Annotated in this window: 13 protein-coding genes; 2 read left to right on the top strand and 11 right to left on the bottom strand. The window is 64.5% G+C overall.

Going from position 1 to position 17364, the window contains the following annotated elements; genetic code table 11:
* Window positions 1-217: 217 nt before the first annotated feature.
* Genes IAE39_RS10130 through IAE39_RS10110 form a run of 5 tightly spaced genes read right to left on the bottom strand, consistent with a single transcriptional unit; the run spans window position 218 to window position 5548 of the window.
* On the bottom strand, window positions 218-1282 hold the full coding sequence (locus IAE39_RS10130) for a 2,3-butanediol dehydrogenase (protein ID WP_236548498.1): 1065 nt from the start codon (window positions 1280-1282) through the stop codon (window positions 218-220).
* Between the two features lie 51 nt (window positions 1283-1333).
* Entirely contained in the window at window positions 1334-2440 is a 1107-nt protein-coding gene (locus IAE39_RS10125) for an acetoin dehydrogenase dihydrolipoyllysine-residue acetyltransferase subunit (protein WP_201201837.1), read from the bottom strand.
* Window positions 2437-3459, bottom strand: coding sequence for an alpha-ketoacid dehydrogenase subunit beta (locus IAE39_RS10120; protein ID WP_201201835.1), 1023 nt, complete (start codon window positions 3457-3459; stop codon window positions 2437-2439). The genes IAE39_RS10125 and IAE39_RS10120 overlap by 4 nt, the downstream gene beginning before the upstream one ends.
* Window positions 3460-3492: 33 nt before the next feature.
* Window positions 3493-4470, bottom strand: coding sequence for a thiamine pyrophosphate-dependent dehydrogenase E1 component subunit alpha (locus tag IAE39_RS10115; RefSeq protein WP_201201833.1), 978 nt, complete (start codon window positions 4468-4470; stop codon window positions 3493-3495).
* A gap of 22 nt (window positions 4471-4492) precedes the next feature.
* Window positions 4493-5548 carry an ATP-NAD kinase family protein gene (locus IAE39_RS10110; protein ID WP_201201830.1) on the bottom strand — a complete coding sequence of 352 codons (1056 nt, stop codon included), beginning with the start codon at window positions 5546-5548 and terminating at the stop codon, window positions 4493-4495.
* Between the two features lie 283 nt (window positions 5549-5831).
* Here IAE39_RS10110 and IAE39_RS10105 point away from each other — a divergent pair, with 283 nt between their 5' ends.
* Window positions 5832-7685, top strand: coding sequence for a sigma-54-dependent Fis family transcriptional regulator (locus tag IAE39_RS10105; RefSeq protein WP_201201828.1), 1854 nt, complete (start codon window positions 5832-5834; stop codon window positions 7683-7685).
* A gap of 210 nt (window positions 7686-7895) precedes the next feature.
* Here the strand turns inward: IAE39_RS10105 and accC are convergent, their stop codons facing one another.
* From accC to IAE39_RS10075, 6 genes are all read right to left on the bottom strand, one after another.
* A complete protein-coding gene (gene accC / locus IAE39_RS10100) occupies window positions 7896-9251 on the bottom strand; it encodes an acetyl-CoA carboxylase biotin carboxylase subunit (protein WP_201201826.1) in 1356 nt (451 codons plus the stop codon).
* Window positions 9252-9268: 17 nt separating this feature from the next.
* Window positions 9269-9730: an acetyl-CoA carboxylase biotin carboxyl carrier protein gene (gene accB, locus IAE39_RS10095; RefSeq protein WP_201201824.1), complete on the bottom strand. Its 462-nt coding sequence runs from the start codon at window positions 9728-9730 to the stop codon at window positions 9269-9271.
* A 100-nt stretch (window positions 9731-9830) separates the two neighbouring features.
* Entirely contained in the window at window positions 9831-10286 is a 456-nt protein-coding gene (aroQ, locus tag IAE39_RS10090; RefSeq protein ID WP_201201823.1) for a type II 3-dehydroquinate dehydratase, read from the bottom strand.
* Between the two features lie 179 nt (window positions 10287-10465).
* Window positions 10466-12238: a protein-disulfide reductase DsbD gene (locus IAE39_RS10085; RefSeq protein WP_201201822.1), complete on the bottom strand. Its 1773-nt coding sequence runs from the start codon at window positions 12236-12238 to the stop codon at window positions 10466-10468.
* A gap of 244 nt (window positions 12239-12482) precedes the next feature.
* Entirely contained in the window at window positions 12483-13262 is a 780-nt protein-coding gene (locus IAE39_RS30075; protein ID WP_442968432.1) for a methyl-accepting chemotaxis protein, read from the bottom strand.
* 1428 nt (window positions 13263-14690) lie between these two features.
* Window positions 14691-16046 (bottom strand): GGDEF domain-containing protein, encoded by a 1356-nt coding sequence (locus IAE39_RS10075; RefSeq protein ID WP_201201820.1) that lies wholly within the window; start codon window positions 16044-16046, stop codon window positions 14691-14693.
* A gap of 249 nt (window positions 16047-16295) precedes the next feature.
* Between IAE39_RS10075 and IAE39_RS10070 the strand changes: the two genes are divergently transcribed.
* Window positions 16296-17363, top strand: a complete 1068-nt coding sequence (locus tag IAE39_RS10070) for a DUF2333 family protein (protein ID WP_201201818.1) — start codon at window positions 16296-16298, stop codon at window positions 17361-17363.
* The last annotated feature ends 1 nt before the right edge of the window (window position 17364 follow it).

Below are 17364 nucleotides of genomic sequence, written 5' to 3'. Positions count from 1 at the left end.
CCTTCCCCCCCCCCCCCCCCCCCGCCGGGGCCCCCCCCCCCCCCCCCCCCCCCCCCCCCCCCCCGCTCCTACAGGTTTGTGCAGTTTTGCAGACGTGTGCGGTACCTGTGGGAGCGGGTTTACCCGCGAACACCGGCGAAGGCGGTGCCATCCACCGAGTCGCCTGCTTCGCGGGCACGCCCGCTCCCACAGGAACCGTGTTGCCTTTTTGGTGCAATCAGCGCACGCCCGGCGAAACGATGATCTTCACGTTCTCCTCTTTGTTGTTCACCAGTTCCTCAAACCCCAGCTCGACAATCTGTTCCAACCCGATCCGCCCGGTTACCAACGGGCGAATGTCCAGCCGCCCATCGGCGATGAAGGCAATCACATCGGCAAACTCGCCGTTGTAGGCCAATGCCCCCAGCACCTGCTTCTCGGTGGACACCAACTCGAAGAAGTTAAACTCGCTAGGTTCTTCGAATATACCCACCAGCACGCACTTGCCCGCCTTGCGGATGGTATCGATGGCCAACTTGGCCGTGTGCTTGTTGCCGATGCACTCAAAACTCACATCTGCCCCCAGCCCGGCGGTCAGTGCACGGATCTCTGCCAAGGCGTCGCACTGGCTCGGGTCGAGCACCACACTGGCGCCGACTTCCTTGGCCTTGGCCTTGCGTGCCGAGGACATTTCCAAAGCGATCACCTGCGCCGCACCTGCAGCCTTGGCGCACATGATGGTGCACAGGCCGATGGTGCCGGCGCCCACCACCACCACGGTCTGGCCCAACAAACTGCCGGCCTTCTTCACCGCGTGCATGCCCACCGCCAGCGGCTCGATCAGCGCCCCGGCCTCCGCCGGGAAACCCTGCGGCAGCCGGTACAGCAGGTTGGCAGGCACGTTGACCAGCTCGGCGAAGGCGCCGTTGTTCATCAGGCCGGTGAAGGCCAGGCGCTCGCAGATGTTGTACAGGCCATGGGTGCAGTAGTAGCAGGTGCCGCAATGCTGGCAGGCGTCCGCAGCCACCGGGTCACCGACCGCAAAACCTTCCACGCCTTCGCCTAGCTTGGCGATCTGGCCGCAGAATTCGTGGCCGAGGATGCACTGGCCCTGGATGCCGGTCAGCGGGTGCGGAGCCTCGACCGGGATAAATACCGGGCCGGCGACGTACTCGTGCAGGTCGGAGCCGCAGATGCCGCACCAGTCCACCTTGATCTGCACCCAACCGGGCGCCGGATCGGCTGGCAGGGGTACCTGTTCGACGCGAATGTCGTTGCGGCCATGCCAGACGGCAGCACGCATGTGGGTGTGGCTCAGGTCATTCATTGTTGTTCTCCAGGCTCACGGATTGGCTTAGTGCTTGCGCAGGAACGCGAGCAATTGCTGGTTGACCTGTTCGGCCGCCTCCATCTGCACCATATGCCCGGCCTCCGCCAGCACCAGCACTTCAGCCTCCAACCCATCGGCATGGCTGGCCGGGATGATCGTGTCCTTGCCGCCCCACACCACCAGGGCCGGGTGTTGCCCCAGCACCCCGCGCAGGTCGTGGCGCTGCCGGTCACCGTCGGCCAGCGCCGCCGCCAGCTGTTGCAGGGCCTTGTCCACGCCTTCCAGGCGCTTGAACTTGAGCATGTCTTCAAGCATCTGCCGGGTGACCAGCGCCGGGTCGGCAAACAGCTGCACCATCTGTGGCTTCAGGGCATTGCGGTTGGCTGCGCTGACGAAGCCTTGCAGGTACTGCCCATTGATCGCCTGGCCCAGGCCGGCACTGGCCACCAGGCTCAGGCTGGCCACCCGCTGCGGCGCCAGGCGTGCCACATTCAGGCTCACTGCGCCGCCCATCGAATGCCCCGCCAGGTGCGCCTTGGCAATGCCCAGGTGGTCAAGCAGGGCCAGCACGGTTTCGCTCAGTTCATCCAGATCGCCGCGTTGCAGGGCCTTGGCCGACTCCCCATGCCCCGGCAAATCAAGGGCGATCACCCGCCGCTCGGCCGCCAGCGCCGGGTGGTTGAACAGCCAGTTGTTCAGGTCGCCGCCAAAACCGTGCACCAGCACCAGCGGCGTGCCGCCTTCACCCAGCTCGAACCAGCGCAGCAGCCGGCCGCCCACTTCGGCCTTCTGCGGGGCCGGCCCCTGGGCCTGATCGGCGCCACCATCGGCGACAAACTCGGCCTGGAAGCGCTGCACCACGGCATCGATCTCGGACTCTTCGGCTTCACCCTCCACGACCACCGCCAGCAGCGCGCCCACCGGCAGGGTTTCGTCGGGCTTGGCCACCTGGCGGCGCAACACGCCGCTGAACGGCGCTTCGACGCTGCTGCTGATCTTGTCGGTCTCGACGTCCAGCACCTCGTCGCCCTTGTTGATTTCGTCACCTTCCTGCTTCAACCAGGTGTCTACCCGGCCTTCGGTCATCGACAGGCCCCACTTGGGCATGGTCAGGGTATGGATCTGGCTCATGCGGCACTCCTTGCGGCTTCGATCACCTTGCGCACGGCAGCCTCGATCTTCGCCGCGTCAGGGATGTACAGGTCTTCCAGGGCGTCGGAGAACGGCACCGGGGTGTGTGGCGCGGTGACCATTTCGATCGGCCCTTTGAGCGCGCCAAAAGCCTTCTGCGCCACCAGTGCGCTGATATCGGTGGCTATGGAACAACGCGGGTTGGCTTCGTCGATCACCACCAGGCGGCCGGTCTTTTCCACGCTTTCGAGGATGCTGTCTTCGTCCAGCGGGCTGGTGGTGCGCAGGTCCAGCACTTCGCAGTCGATGCCCTGGCGGGCCAGGTTGTTGGCGGCCTCCAGCGCTACATGCACCATGCGCCCGTAGGTGACCAGGGTTACGTCGTCGCCATCGCGCAGGAAGTTGGCTTCGCCGAACGGTACCGTGTACACCTCTTCCGGCACTTCGCCCTGCATGCTGTACAGCAGCTTGTGCTCGCAGAAAATCACCGGGTCATTGTCGCGGATCGCCTGGATCAACAGGCCCTTGGCATCGTACGGCGAGGACGGGCACACCACCTTCAGGCCGGGGATGTGCGTCCACAGCGAGGTGAGCATTTGCGAGTGCTGCGCCGCCGCGCGCAGGCCGGCGCCGTACATGGTGCGCATCACCAGCGGGGTGACCGCCTTGCCGCCGAACATGTAGCGGAACTTGGCAGCCTGGTTGAGTATCTGGTCCAGGCAGCAGCCTGCAAAGTCGACGAACATCAGCTCGCACACCGGGCGCAGGCCTTGGGTGGCGGCACCGACGGCAGCGCCGACATAGCCGATTTCCGACAGCGGCGCGTCGAGCACGCGGCCCGGGAACTGGTGATACAGGCCCTTGGTCACGCCCAGTACGCCACCCCAGGCGTCATCCTCGCCGGGGGCACCGGCACCGCCGGCAACGTCTTCGCCAATGATGAACACGCTGTCGTCGCGGCGCATTTCCTGGGCCAGGGCTTCGTTGATGGCCTGCTGGTAGCTGATCTTTCTTGCCATGGTGGTTCTCCTGTTGTTCTTGTAATCCGCGGCTCAGGGGTAGCTGACGTAAACGTCTGTGAGCAGGTCGGCGGGCTGTGGCTTGGGATCGGATTTGGCGCGGCGCACGGCGTCTTCGATCAGGTCTTCGACGCGGGCATCGATGGCGTCCAGTTGCGCGGCCGTGAGCAGGCCGGCGCGGGTGGTCTTGTTGCGGAACTGCATCAGGCAGTCACGCGACTCGCGCAGGTTCTTCACTTCATCAGGGGCGCGGTAGGTTTGCGCATCGCCTTCGAAGTGGCCGTAGTAGCGGCTGAGCTTCACCTCTACTAGCGACGGCCCTTGCCCGGAGCGGGCGCGCTCGATGGCGGCGCCCGCTGCCTCGTACACGGCAAAGAAGTCGAAGCCGTCGATGGTCACCCCGGGCATGCCGAAGCCGGCAGCGCGGTCGGCAATGTGGTCACAGGCCACCGACCAGTTGGAGGCGGTGGCCTCGGCATAGCCGTTGTTCTCGGCGACGAAGATGCACGGCAGGTTCATGATCGACGCCATGTTCATGGCTTCGAACACTGCGCCTTCGTTGGAGGCGCCGTCGCCGAAGAAGGCCACCGACACATCGTCGCGGCCCTTGAGCTTGGCCGCCAGCGCCGCCCCGGCCACCAGTGGTGCGCCGGCACCCACAATGCCGTTGGCACCAAGCATGCCTTTTTCCAGGTCGGCAATGTGCATCGAGCCGCCCTTGCCGCCGCACACGCCGGTCTTCTTGCCGTAGATCTCGGCCATCATGCCGTACACGTCCACGCCCTTGGCGATGCAGTGGCCATGGCCGCGGTGGGTCGAGGCGATGCAGTCGCTGTCGCGCAGGTGGGCCATGACCCCGGCAGCGGAAGCTTCTTCGCCGGCATACAGGTGGACGAAGCCGGGGATTTCGCCGGTGGCGAATTCCACGTGCAGGCGTTCTTCGAAGGCGCGGATGGTGCGCATCACTTCATAGGCATGCAGCAGTTGTTCGGTACTGAGCTGATTGGACATCTTGTTGTTCTCCAGGGTTGTCTCAACACGGGTTTGCAGGGTGCAGCCGGTGGCCGCGCGGTACGGCCAGCAGGTGATGACGGGCGGCGTGTGCCAGCACAGCCTCGACGTCCACGCTGAGCGGGCCTTGGTGGTCGAGGGTGACGGTGGGGGTATCGCGTTCGGCGAATTCGATTTCACGTTCGCCATCTAGGGCCAACGTGCCGCTGAAAAGGCTCAGGCGATGAGCGACGCCGGGCGTCAGCGTGCCGCTGGCGGTGATGCCGCAGGCTTGCAGCAGGCCGGGCGCCAGCGGTGCGAGCAGGGCCTGGTCGGCGCCAGGGTTAATGCGTATCCAGGCGCCGTGCGGGTCCTGGCGCGACACCGGGCACCACAGGCCACACAGTGCCGACAGGCCGATGGCATGCGGCTCGGCGAAACAGGCGAAAATTTCGCAGAGGTCTTCGCTACGGCTGAGTGCGCGCGCACCGATGAAGCGCTGGGGTGACACCGCCACTTCCACCAGCGCCCATTCAGCCAGTTGTTGTTCAGGCACTTTCACCAGCAGGCGCTTGTTGCGGCGCAGGCCGATGCTGGCCGGTACCTGGCCACTGGCGAGCAGGCCGCCGGCCAGGCCCGCGCTGGTGGCTTCGCGCAGTTCGGGGAAGGCATTGTTGGTGCCGGTGGACAGGGTCAGCAGCGGCACATCACCGGCTTCGGCGGCGACCGCCTTGTGGGTGCCATCGCCACCCAGCACGGCGATCATCGCCACGCCGCGTTCGACCATGCGCCGGGTGGCCAGGCGGGTGTCGGCCACGGTCTGGGTCAGCGGCAGGTCGAGTATCTCGATGGCCGGCCAGTGCTGGTCGCGGGCCCCCGGGCCCTGGCGGGCCTTGAGCACGGCGGCGGCGATGCCGGTCATGTCGCTGGGCAGCAGCACCCGACCGATGCCGGTGGCGCCAAAGGCCGCCAGCAGGCGCTGGATCGCTGATGCCTTGTCCGTACTCGAATAGAGCCCGGCGTTGGCAGTCAGGCGGCGCAGGTCGCGACCGGAGGCAGGGTTGGCAATGATCCCGACAATCGGGGCGGGTAGCGGCATGGCGCACCTCGTATTGTTGTTTGCCAAGGCAGGAGCAAGCGCGGTGCCAGCTTTTATCGCAGTGCTTGAAAGGGCCGGAACAGAGCGCTTTGGCGCTGCTTGAACGTGCCAGTTCAGCGATGGCGGCGAGACGCCGGGTGCCAGTGCGCGGCCGCCTTGGCCGAGACGCTGAGACGCTGCGTCTCAAGCCAGCCGGTAATCACACGGTGCTTGTCGGGGCATGCCGGGAAGCGCTTAATGGCTGCACAACGACAAAAACAGCAACGAGAACCGGAGGGCCTGCATGCTTGCCGCGAACTCCCGAGCCCATGTCGACTGCGTCAGCCGGGTGCTGAAGAATGCCGACCGCCTGCCGCAGGCGCCGGTGCCACCGCTGATCCTCGATTCATGGCGCCGATCCATGGAGCTGTACCGCCTCGACCCCGGGTCCCAGCAGGGGCCGCGCATCCTGTCCCAAAGCCTGCTCAACGAATGCCGCGAACGCGCCGAGCTGTTTCTGCGCATCGCCAGCGATGCCGTGGCGCGCCTGCACGAGCGGGTGCGTGGCGCCGACTACTGCGTGCTGTTGACCGACGCCCAAGGGCGCACCATCGATTACCGGGTCGAGTCGGCCATCCGCAACGACTGCCGCAAGGCCGGGCTGTACCTGGGTACCTGCTGGTCGGAGGGCGAGGAGGGCACCTGCGGCGTGGCGGCGGTGCTGACCAGCAAGGCCCCGGTCACGGTGCATAAGCGCGACCACTTCCGCGCGGCCTTCATCGGCCTGACCTGCACCGCAGCGCCGGTGTTCGACCCGTTGGGCGAGTTGCTGGGCGTGGTGGATGTATCGGCATTGCAGTCACCGGACGACCGCCGCAGCCAGCACCTGATCCGGCAGTTGGTCGAGCAAACCGCCCGTGAAATCGAAAACGCCTTCTTCATGCACAGCGCCCAGGGCCACTGGGTGATGCGCGCCCACGGCACGCCGGGCTATGTGGAAAGCCAGCCTGACTACCTGCTGGCCTGGGATGCCGATGGCCGCCTGCGGGCGATCAACAGCCTGGCGCGGCAACGCCTGGTGGAACGGCTGGGGCGCTTGCCCGAGCATATTGGCGAGCTGTTCGACATCGACCAGTTGCGCCGGGTGAGTACATCGTCGGCACAGCGTCTGCCCGGCTTGGGCGGGCTGTATGGCCGGGTCAGCGCACCGCAGCAGCGCCAGCGCGCACAGCCCTTGCGCCAGGCCCAGGACGCCCGCATCGAGCAGCACTTGCGGTTGGCCACGCGGGTCAAGGACTGCAACCTGGCGGTGCTGGTGCAGGGTGAGACCGGGGCTGGCAAAGAAGTATTCGCCCGTCAGCTGCACCAGCAGAGCCAGCGCCGCGATGGCCCGTTTGTCACACTGAACTGCGCAGCCATTCCAGAAAGCCTGATCGAGAGCGAGTTGTTCGGCTATGTGGCCGGGGCCTTTACCGGGGCCTCCAGCAAAGGCATGCAAGGGCTGTTGCAGCAGGCTGATGGCGGCACGCTATTCCTTGATGAGATCGGCGACATGCCGCTGAACCTGCAAACCCGGTTGCTACGGGTGCTGGCCGAGGGCGAAGTGGCGCCGCTGGGCGCGGCGCGGCGGGAGCGGGTGGATATCCAGGTGATTTGTGCCACCCACCGTGATTTGGCGGTGATGGTGGAGGATGGGCGTTTTCGCGAAGATTTGTACTTCCGCCTGGCCAATGCCCGCTTCGAGCTGCCGCCGCTGCGTGAGCGGGAGGACCGGTTGGGGCTGATTCACCAGTTGCTGACTGAGGAAGCTGCAGCCTGTGGGGTGGATGTGGTGTTGGCGGATGATGCCTTGCAGGCGCTGCTGGTTTATCGCTGGCCGGGGAACTTGCGCCAGCTGCGGCAGGTGTTGCGCTATGCCTGTGCGGTCAGTGACGGCGGGCAGGTGCGGGTGCAGGATTTGCCGCAGGAAGTGCGGGGAGAAGTGGTTGGCACAGCTGAAAGTGCGGTGTCCTGCCCGGCGCGGCAGTTGTTGCTGGATGCGCTGATTCGCCACCGCTGGAAGCCGGCCGATGCGGCGCGGGCATTGGGTATTTCGCGGGCTACCCTGTATCGGCGGGTGCATGAACACCGTATCGAGATGCCACGGATGAAGGGGTAGGGCACCGGCGATTCGCGGTAACTGTGGGAGCGGGTTTACCCGCGAAGAGTGCGGCGCGGTGCATGGCACCGGCTTCGCCGGTGTTCGCGGGTGAACCCGCTCCCACAGGAATAGCGCCGGTCGAGAAGGGCCGCAACGCGGCCCGAGGTTCTGGCAGGCAATAAAAAACCCCGGCACAAGTCCGGGGTTTTGATACATCACACTACACGATCACTCCTGGTTGGCCAGTTTGTGCTCGAGGTAGTGAATGTTGACGCCGCCTTTGCAGAAACCTTCATCACGCACCAGGTCGCGGTGCAGCGGGATGTTGGTCTTGATGCCGTCGACGACGATCTCGTCCAGGGCATTGCGCATGCGCGCCATGGCTTCGTCGCGGTCCTTGCCGTAGGTGATCAGCTTGCCGATCAGCGAGTCGTAGTTCGGCGGAACCGAATAACCGCTGTACAGGTGCGAATCGACGCGAACGCCGTTGCCACCCGGGGCGTGGAAGTGCTTGACCTTGCCTGGGCTCGGGATGAACTTCTTCGGGTCTTCGGCGTTGATCCGGCACTCCAGCGAGTGGCCACGGATAACCACGTCCTCCTGGCGGAACGACAGCTTGTTGCCAGCGGCGATGCTCAGCATCTCCTTGACGATGTCGATGCCAGTGACCATCTCCGACACCGGGTGCTCAACCTGCACACGGGTGTTCATCTCGATGAAGTAGAAGCGGCCGTTTTCGTACAGGAACTCGAAAGTACCGGCACCACGGTAGCCGATCTCGATGCACGCATCGACGCAGCGCTTGTACACTTCCTGACGGGCTTTTTCATCGATGCCCGGGGCTGGCGCTTCTTCCAGCACCTTCTGGTGACGACGCTGCAGCGAGCAGTCACGGTCACCCAGGTGGATGGCATTGCCCTGGCCGTCGGACAGCACCTGCACTTCCACGTGGCGTGGGTTGGTCAGGAACTTCTCCAGGTAGACCATCGGGTTGCCGAAGGCAGCACCGGCTTCGGTACGGGTGAGCTTGGCCGAGGAAATCAGGTCCTCTTCCTTGTGCACCACGCGCATGCCGCGACCACCACCGCCACCGGCGGCCTTGATGATCACCGGGTAGCCGACGTCACGGGCAATCGCCAGGGCGACTTCTTCGTCTTCCGGCAGCGGGCCATCGGAGCCCGGTACGGTCGGTACGCCCGACTTGATCATCGCGTCCTTGGCCGAAACCTTGTCGCCCATCAGGCGAATGGTGTCGGCTTTCGGGCCGATGAAGGCGAAGCCGGATTTTTCCACCTGCTCGGCGAAATCGGCGTTTTCCGCCAGGAAGCCGTAACCCGGGTGAATCGCGGTGGCGCCGGTGACTTCGGCGGCAGCGATGATTGCCGGGATGTGCAGGTAGGAATCCTTGGATGGCGCGGGGCCGATGCAGACCGATTCGTCTGCCAGGCCCAGGTGCATCAGTTCACGGTCGGCAGTGGAGTGCACGGCGACGGTCTTGATGCCCAGCTCTTTGCAGGCACGCAGGATCCGCAGGGCAATTTCCCCGCGGTTGGCGATCAGGACTTTTTCGAGCTTCCCAGACATCGTTGGCTCTCCGCGATTCAAACGATGGTGAACAGCGGCTGGTCGAACTCAACCGGCTGGCCGTCTTCTACCAGGATGGCGTCGATCACACCGCCGATTTCGGCTTCGATGTGGTTCATCATCTTCATGGCTTCGACGATGCACAGGGTGTCGCCTTTCTTCACGCTCTGGCCAACTTCAGCGAAGTTCGGCGAGGTCGGCGATGGCTTGCGGTAGAAAGTACCGACCATTGGCGAGCGAACCACGGTGCCTTTCAGGGCCGGGGCAGCAGCAGCGGCTTCGGCAGCTGGAGCAGCAGCGGCAACCGGGGCAGCAGCCGGGGCAGCGGCCATCGGGGCCGGTGCGTAGAACTGCTGGGCAGCTGGGGTCTTGCTGTGACGGCTGATACGGACCGACTCTTCGCCTTCCTTGATCTCCAGTTCGTCGATGCCAGACTCTTCCAGCAGCTCGATCAGTTTCTTGACTTTACGGATATCCATTAATCATCAACTCCCAAAGGTTCGGTCAGGGGGCGAAATACAAAAAAACGTATCTGAAACGTTTCTCTCGAACCCCGGCCCACTTAGGCCAGGGTTTTCATCATTTGGGCTGTGCGTTGGCAGCCAGTTGTTCCAGTGCAGACTCCAGGGCCAGGCGATAACCGCTGGCGCCCAGGCCGCAAATCACCCCTACGGCAACATCGGAAAAGTAGGAGTGGTGACGGAACGTTTCGCGTTTGTGCACGTTGGACAGGTGCACTTCGATGAATGGGATGCTCACCGCAAGCAATGCGTCACGTAATGCGACGCTTGTGTGGGTGAAAGCAGCCGGATTGATCAGGATGAAGTCCACACCCTCGTTGCGTGCCGCGTGAATGCGGTCGATCAGTTCGTATTCGGCATTGCTCTGCAGGTACTGCAGGTGGTGGCCTGCGGCGCGGGCACGTTGCTCCAGGTCCTGGTTGATCTGGGCCAGGGTCACGGCGCCGTAGTGGCCAGGCTCGCGGGTACCGAGCAGGTTGAGGTTTGGGCCGTGGAGCACCAGTAGCGTTGCCATCTGCGGATTCCTTGGATTTGTAGGGCAATTCGACACAGCGCGGCGAGTGTGCCGTAAAGCGACGGCAAGTGTCCAGTTCCCGGCAATAGCCAGCACGTTGTCCGAGATTCGCGCGAAGTATGTGACCAAATAATTAAATCTGGTCACCGATTTGAGGAATTTTCCCGGCACGCGGGAAGTTATAGACCGAGTTTGCCGCGCACGCGTGTCAGAATCTGCGCAAATTCACCGGCGTTTATCTCGCCAATCACCCGATCAGCGGTAATTTCGCTGCCGTTCGCGGCAAAGAACAACAGCGCAGGTGGGCCGAACAACTGGTAGCGGTCGAGCAGCTTGCGTTGCTCGGCATTGCTCTCGGTGATGTCGAAACGCAGCAACTTGAAGGTCGCCAGTTGCGGCTGCACCTGGGGTGCGTTGAGCACTTCATGTTCGATCACCTTGCAGCTGATGCACCAGTCGGCGTACCAGTCCAGCAACACCGGCTGGCCATTCACCTTCGCCTCGGCCAGGGCCGCGTCCAGCGCCTCAGGGGTGCTGATGGTCTGCCAGGCATCTGCCTTTGCCGCCGTGCCGCTGCCGCTGGCTGTAACCGTGGCCACCGGCAGTGGCCGCAGCGGGTCACCCTGGCCACTGAGGGCGCCATACCAGCAGGCCAGCGCGTACACCAGCAAGGCCAGGCCCAATAGTTGCGCCAGGCGCTGGCGCGCAGTCTTGACCACGAACTCCAGGGCGCCGAGGAACAGTGCCACGCCAGCGGCGAGGAAACCGACCAGCAGCAGGGTCACTTGGCCCGGCAATACGCGGCTGAGCAAGCCGATGGCCAAGCCCAGCAGCAGCACGCCGATGGCGTTCTTCACCGTATTCATCCAGGGGCCGCTTTTCGGCAGCCAGGCCGCGCCACCGGTGGCCACCAGCAGCAACGGTGCACCCATGCCCAGGCCCAGGGCGAACAGCTTGAGCGCGCCGCCCAAGGCATCGCCGCTGGCGCTGATATATAGCAGCGCGCCCGCCAGGGGCGCCGATACACAGGGCGAGACCAACAGGCTGGAGAGCACGCCGAGCACCGCCGCGCCCAGCAGCGAGCCGCCCCGGGTGTGGTTGGCGACGTTGTTCAGGCGGTTGTTCAGGGCCTGCGGCAGCTTCAGTTCGAACAGGCCGAACATGGCCAGGGCGAACACCACGAAGAACAGCGCGAAGGGCACCAGCACCCAGGCCGATTGCAGGCGCGCCTGCAGGTTCAGGCCGGCGCCGAACAACCCCATCAGCGCGCCGAGAGCTGCGAAGCTGGCGGCCATAGGCAGCACGTAGGCCAGCGACAGCGCCAGCCCGCGCAGGCCGCCGACCTGGCCGCGCAATACCACGCCGGAAAGGATAGGCAGCATCGGTAGCACGCAGGGGGTGAACGTCAGGCCGATCCCGGCGAGGAAGAACAGCAGCAGCGATTTCCAGCTCCACGCTTGTTCGATTGTGCCAGGGGTGTTTGTGGCGCCTTCGCCATCGATGCTCAGGCGTGCGGTTTCCGGTGGGTAGCACAGGCCTTTGTCGGCACAACCCTGGTAGCCCACCAGCAGGGTAAAGGCGCGCGGGTCTTTGCGTGGCAGCTCGATGTCGAGCACGCCGTGGTACACCTCGACGTCGCCGAAGAACTCATCGTGCTTGGCCTCGCCCTTGGGGATGTTCGGCGTGCCCAGGGCGATGTCGGCCGGTTCCGTACGGAACTGGAAGCGGTGGCGGTAGAGGTAATAGCCATCGGTGGCGATGAAGCGCAACTTGATGGTTTGCGCATCGGCCTGGATCAGGTTGAGCTTGAAAGCCTCGTGTACCGGCAGGAAGTCGGCGTCGTTGGCCAGCGAAGCGGCGCCGAGGGTGGCGCTGGGGCGGTTGTCGAGCAGGCCCGTGGCAAAGGCAGGGCTGGCCAGCAGCAGGAACAGCAGGAAAAACAGGCGGCGCATGGCGGACTCGCGAGGTGGAACTTGGTGGGCATGATAGCGGAAGTGCTGCGGGTTGGGGCTATACGGGTGGTGGGGGCGACACATGGCCGCTGGCTGCACCGGCCTCTTCGCGGGTAAACCCGCTCCCACAGGATTTGTGCTGCAGGTGAGTTTTGTAGGCACATGCACTGGCCCTATCGAGGCCAGCAGCAGCGCGGTCCTTGTGGGAGCGGGTTTACCCGCGAAGAGGCCAGTGCAGGCCGGCTCAAACCCTGAACGCCCGCACCGCCCGGTTCAGCTCACCCCCCAAACTCAGCAACTGCTCCCCTTGCTCCCGCCCTTCGCCAATGCGCTGCAGGTTATCTTCACCCAGCTCATGAATCCGCTCGCTGTGATCACGAATCTCACTCACCGCGCCGCTCTGCTGCGCCGTCACATCGGCAATGCGCACGGCGGTATCCGAGATGGTTCGAATGGCACAGACAATCTCGTCCAGCGCACCATCCGCCGCCTGCGCCCGGCTAGCCGTGGCTTCGGCATGCTCCAGCTGCGCGCGCATGCCGGCCACCGAACCTTTGGCCGCCTGCTGCAAGCGGTCGATCAGCAGCTGAATCTCGCCAGTAGCCCCGGTGGTGCGCTGCGCCAGCGAACGCACTTCATCAGCCACCACGGCAAACCCCCGGCCCATCTCGCCCGCACGGGCCGCTTCGATCGCGGCGTTCAGCGCCAGCAGGTTGGTCTGTTCGGCAATCGAGCGGATCACTGTCAGCACCCCGCCGATGGTGGCCGACTCTTCCGCCAGTTGCTCGATCATGCGCGCATTGCCCTGCACTTCATCGACCAGCTCACGCAACCCCGACAGGCTCTGGCCAATCACCGCCTGGCCTTGTTCCACCGCGCGCCCGGCATCACGGCTGGCGTCGGCGGCGGCGCTGGCATCACCGGCCACTTGCTGGATGGTCGCTTCCAGCTCGCCCAGGGCATCTCGGATTTGCCCGGTATCGCCGGCCTGGCGTTCGGCACCGTCATGCAGGGCGGCGCTCATGCCGGCCAGGGCGTGGCTGCTGCCGGCGACCTGTTCGGCGTTGTGACGAATGGTGCCAACCAGTTCGACCAAGTACTGGCGCAGGCGATTGAGCGACTCCTGAATGTCATGCAGTTCGCGGTTGGTCTTGCCCAGGGCGATCACTTGGGCGAAGTCGCCTTCGGCCCAGCGCGACAGGGCTGGGGCGAGGCCGGTCAGGGTGCGGGCCAAGCGCCGCTGCAGGGTATCGATCAACAGGGCGATGAGCAGGATCAGGCCGATCATCAGGCCCTGGATGATGCGCACTTCGGCGGCAATTTTCGCATGCTGGCTGCGCACTTCCGGTTCCAGCGCAGCAATGGCTTGCTGTACGGCCTCCAGGCGCTGGCCGGTGCTGGCAGCCAGGGCGGCGCGGCGCTCAATCTGTTCGCGGGTGCGTTGCAGTTCGGCCGGGTAGCGGCCCAGCAGGCTCTGCAGTTCACGCTTGAGGCCCACGGCGATGTCTTCCTGTTGGGCGCTGGCCTGGGTTTCCAGGCCCATCATGGCGGCGAAGTCGTCGGCACCGGACTCGGCAGCGCGGGTAACGCCAAGCAAGGGCAGGGCGTCGATGATCTGCGCCTGAGCGCGGATCAGTTGCAGTTCGCGCTCCACTTCGTCAGCAAGTTCCGGGCGTCCGCTGCTGACCAGCTTGTCGCGGGCCAGTGATAACCGGCCCAAGTGCACGGTGGCGTCGAGCAGGGGTAGCAAATAGCGGTTGGCCTCGGCATTGCCACTGTCGCGGGCGTAGCCGGCCAGTTGCTCGAAATTAGCCCCCAACTCCCGTTCCGCTTGCAGCAGCAGGGCTTGAGGGTCGCCAGCCAGCTTGCCGGCGGCCAGCAGTTCGTTGGCGGTAAAGGCTTGCAGGCTGCCCAGGCTGGGGCGCAGCTTGTCGGCCAGCTCGACGGGCCAATCAGCCAGTGCCGCCTGTAGCTGCTGGTTGGCCTCCATGGCGGCGGCATGGCGCAGGGCATCGCCACTGCCCAGGTACGCCTGGATGTTGCGCGCTGTCTGGTTCTGAAACTGCTGGGACAGGCCCAGGTAGCGTTCCATCATCTGGTAGGGGCGCTCCAGCGCCCGTTGCGACCACCAAAGGGTAGCGCCCAGGGCGAGGCACACGGTCACCAGCAACAGGGTGTTGAAATTGGTCAGCCACTTCAGGCGCATAGCCGCGAACTTCCTGCGGAGGGGAGTGGAGGTAGGCGCCTGAAGTTATTGCGATTTTGTGACCGGGTGATGACGCCGGAGGGTTGGCGTCAGAAAAAAGTGGCACAGTGCCTGTATCTGTTTGGTCAGTACCGGCCTCTTCGCGGGTGAACCCGCTCCCACAGAGATTGCACAGCCATCAACCCTGGTGGAGAACCTGTGGGAGCGGGTTTACCCGCGAAGAGGCCGGTACTGGCAATGCAAACCTCAGGGCTCTACGCGCACCACACAATTGCGCCCCGCATGCTTGGCCCGGTACAGCGCCTCATCCGCCGCACTGGCCATGGTCAGCGCATCCAGCCCGTCATCCAGCTGCACCACCCCGGCACTGAAGGTGCACTGCAAATCCCGCGGTTGCGCCGGGTAGAGAATCTCGGCAAAGCGTCGGCGAATGTCGTCCAGCACCTTGTGCGCTGCCTCCAGCGCGGTATTGGGCATGACGATTGCGAACTCTTCGCCGCCATAGCGGCCAATGAAGTCGGTCTTGCGCAAACGCTGCTTGAGAAACAGCGCCAGGCTCTTGATCACCCGGTCGCCCATGGGGTGGCCGTGGCGGTCGTTGATCTTCTTGAAATGGTCGATGTCGAGCATGGCAAAGCTCAACGGCTGCTGCTCACGGCGGGCGCGGAAGCTGCAGTCTTCCAGCAATTGCAGGATGTGCGTGTGGTTGTACAGCCCGGTCAGGCTGTCGCGCACCATGCGTGCCTTAAGGTGGCGGGCGCGGGCGGCGCGGTTGCGTACGGTGGTGATCAGGTGGCGTGAGCGAAACGGCTTGGTCAGGAAGTCATCACCGCCTTCGCTCATGGCATCCAGTTGCTTGTCCAGGTCGTCTTCGGCGGACAGGTAAATGATCGGTACGCTCACATAGCGGTCACTGTGGCGGATCACCTTGGCCAGTTCCGGGCCGGTGCAGGCCGGCATGTACAGGTCGAGGATGATCAGGTCGGGCTGGAAATCAGCCAGCTCGGCCATGGTGCGGATCGGGTCGGTCAGGCTGCGGGTGACCATGCCGGCGCTGACCAGTACGCGTTCGGTGTGCAGCGCCTGGGTGCGCGAATCGTCGATGATCAGCACGCGCAAAGGGTCGTGCTGGGCGGCGTTGGTCAGCCGTTCGACCTTTTCCAGCAGGCTGGAAGCTTCCAGGCTGCCGGTCAGAAAGTCCTGCCCGCCGGCGCGCACGGCGGCCAGCCGGGTCGGGGTGTCGGCTTCGTGGTGGCTGAAGAACAGCAGCGGAATGCACTGCGCCAGGCCTCGTTGCACCTGGTCGGCCAGCAACAGGCCCTGGCCGATGCCGGTGAAGTCGACATCCATGATGATGGCCGAGGGCGGGTATTCGCTGATCGAAGCAAGAAAGGCAGCAGCACTGGGCAGCGCCTGCACAACGAGGCCAAAGAACTCCAGTTGCTGGGCCAGGCGCTGGGCCCGGCCGTGGTCCTGCAGCAGGATGTACACCGGCTTGCGCAGGGGTAGCAGTACCTGATCCAGTGGGTCGTCCTTGCGCAGGCCGCTACGCGACAGGTGCGGGTCGGGGCACTGCGGGCTTGGCTCGACGGCTTGGCTCATGTCCTGGCTACTTATAGGTTGGGATATGCAGGGGCAATGATGGCTCTATGCTAGCAGCTCTTTTCCAATGCACGAGTGCCCTGTATCAACAATCCGTTCAGAACGAATATTCAGTTACTGACTGAATGGTCGCTTATGCGCAAGGCAGTGTCTGCTTTATAGTGCTGCCACGCGGGCTTGCCGTGGCACCCTGGCGCAGGCCTGTGGTCCAAGCCCCTGAACCGTCGTGACTGATTAAGGACAAAAGCCATGCTGGACTGGAAAAACCGCGAGGCCAAAGCCGAGCCCCGCGAGCGTGTCGATGGCCGCGGTGCTGCCGCCCGTAGCTACCTTGGCGGCCTTTGGAGCCGTGCCCTGGGGACCCTGATCGGGTTGTACCTGCTGGTGTGTATCGGCCTGGGCTGGTACTGGAGCCAGGAGCCTGCGCTGTTCCCGGTGCAGCAGAACGCCCAGGCTGCCGCCGAGCACAATGGCCAGCAGATGGTTGTGGGCTACACCACCATCGAAACCCTCAAGACCGTGGCCGGCACCCTGCTGAACAAGCCAGGTGGCTATATTTCCAACGACCGCTTCCCGCCAGGGTTGTGGATGGACAACATGCCAAGCTGGGAATACGGCGTGCTGGTGCAGGTGCGTGACTTGTCCCGTGCCTTGCGCAAGGACTTTGCCCGCTCGCAGTCGCAGTCCACCGAAGACGCCGACCTGGCCAAGGCCGAGCCGCGCTTCAACTTCGACAACAAGAGCTGGATCCTGCCATCGAGCGAATCGGAGTTCGAAGAGGGCATCAAGTCGCTGACCCGCTACCAGACCCGTCTGGCAGCCGGTGACAAAGGCGCTATCTTCTATACCCGCGCCGACAACCTGAACAACTGGCTGGGTGACGTTGCCACTCGCCTGGGCTCGCTGTCGCAGCGCCTGTCGGCCAGCGTTGGCCGGGTCAAGCTCAACACCACGCTGAAGACCGAGTCGGTGGTTGCCGGCCAGGCGCCGCAGGTGGACGAAGAGCTGGTGGAAACCCCATGGCTGCAGATCGACAACGTATTCTACGAAGCCCGTGGCCAGGCCTGGGCGCTGTCGCACCTGCTGCGCGCCATCGAGGTGGACTTTGCCGACGTGCTGGCGAAGAAGAACGCCACGGTCAGCGTGCGCCAGATCATCCGTGAACTGGAAGCCTCGCAAGAACCGCTGTGGAGCCCAATGGTGCTGAACGGCAGCGGCTTTGGCATGTGGGCCAACCACTCGCTGGTCATGGCCAACTACATTTCCCGGGCCAACGCTGCGGTCATCGACCTGCGTCAGTTGCTGTCGCAGGGTTGAT

This window comes from Pseudomonas sp. S37 (assembly GCF_016658545.1).
Lineage (GTDB): Bacteria > Pseudomonadota > Gammaproteobacteria > Pseudomonadales > Pseudomonadaceae > Aquipseudomonas.
Note: the sequence above shows the minus strand (reverse complement) of the source record. Positions and strands in the feature narration are given on the sequence as shown.

Coding starts and splice junctions, on each gene's coding strand:
- IAE39_RS10130 (WP_236548498.1), bottom strand. CDS start 1,282: ATGCGTGCTGCCGTCTGGCATGGCCGCAACGACATTCGCGTCGAACAG.
- IAE39_RS10105 (WP_201201828.1), top strand. CDS start 5,832: ATGCTTGCCGCGAACTCCCGAGCCCATGTCGACTGCGTCAGCCGGGTG.
- accC (WP_201201826.1), bottom strand. CDS start 9,251: ATGTCTGGGAAGCTCGAAAAAGTCCTGATCGCCAACCGCGGGGAAATT.
- IAE39_RS10075 (WP_201201820.1), bottom strand. CDS start 16,046: ATGAGCCAAGCCGTCGAGCCAAGCCCGCAGTGCCCCGACCCGCACCTG.
- IAE39_RS10070 (WP_201201818.1), top strand. CDS start 16,296: ATGCTGGACTGGAAAAACCGCGAGGCCAAAGCCGAGCCCCGCGAGCGT.
- IAE39_RS30075 (WP_442968432.1), bottom strand. CDS start 13,262: ATGAGCGCCGCCCTGCATGACGGTGCCGAACGCCAGGCCGGCGATACC.
- IAE39_RS10120 (WP_201201835.1), bottom strand. CDS start 3,459: ATGGCAAGAAAGATCAGCTACCAGCAGGCCATCAACGAAGCCCTGGCC.
- IAE39_RS10085 (WP_201201822.1), bottom strand. CDS start 12,238: ATGCGCCGCCTGTTTTTCCTGCTGTTCCTGCTGCTGGCCAGCCCTGCC.
- IAE39_RS10115 (WP_201201833.1), bottom strand. CDS start 4,470: ATGTCCAATCAGCTCAGTACCGAACAACTGCTGCATGCCTATGAAGTG.
- IAE39_RS10125 (WP_201201837.1), bottom strand. CDS start 2,440: ATGAGCCAGATCCATACCCTGACCATGCCCAAGTGGGGCCTGTCGATG.
- IAE39_RS10110 (WP_201201830.1), bottom strand. CDS start 5,548: ATGCCGCTACCCGCCCCGATTGTCGGGATCATTGCCAACCCTGCCTCC.
- aroQ (WP_201201823.1), bottom strand. CDS start 10,286: ATGGCAACGCTACTGGTGCTCCACGGCCCAAACCTCAACCTGCTCGGT.
- accB (WP_201201824.1), bottom strand. CDS start 9,730: ATGGATATCCGTAAAGTCAAGAAACTGATCGAGCTGCTGGAAGAGTCT.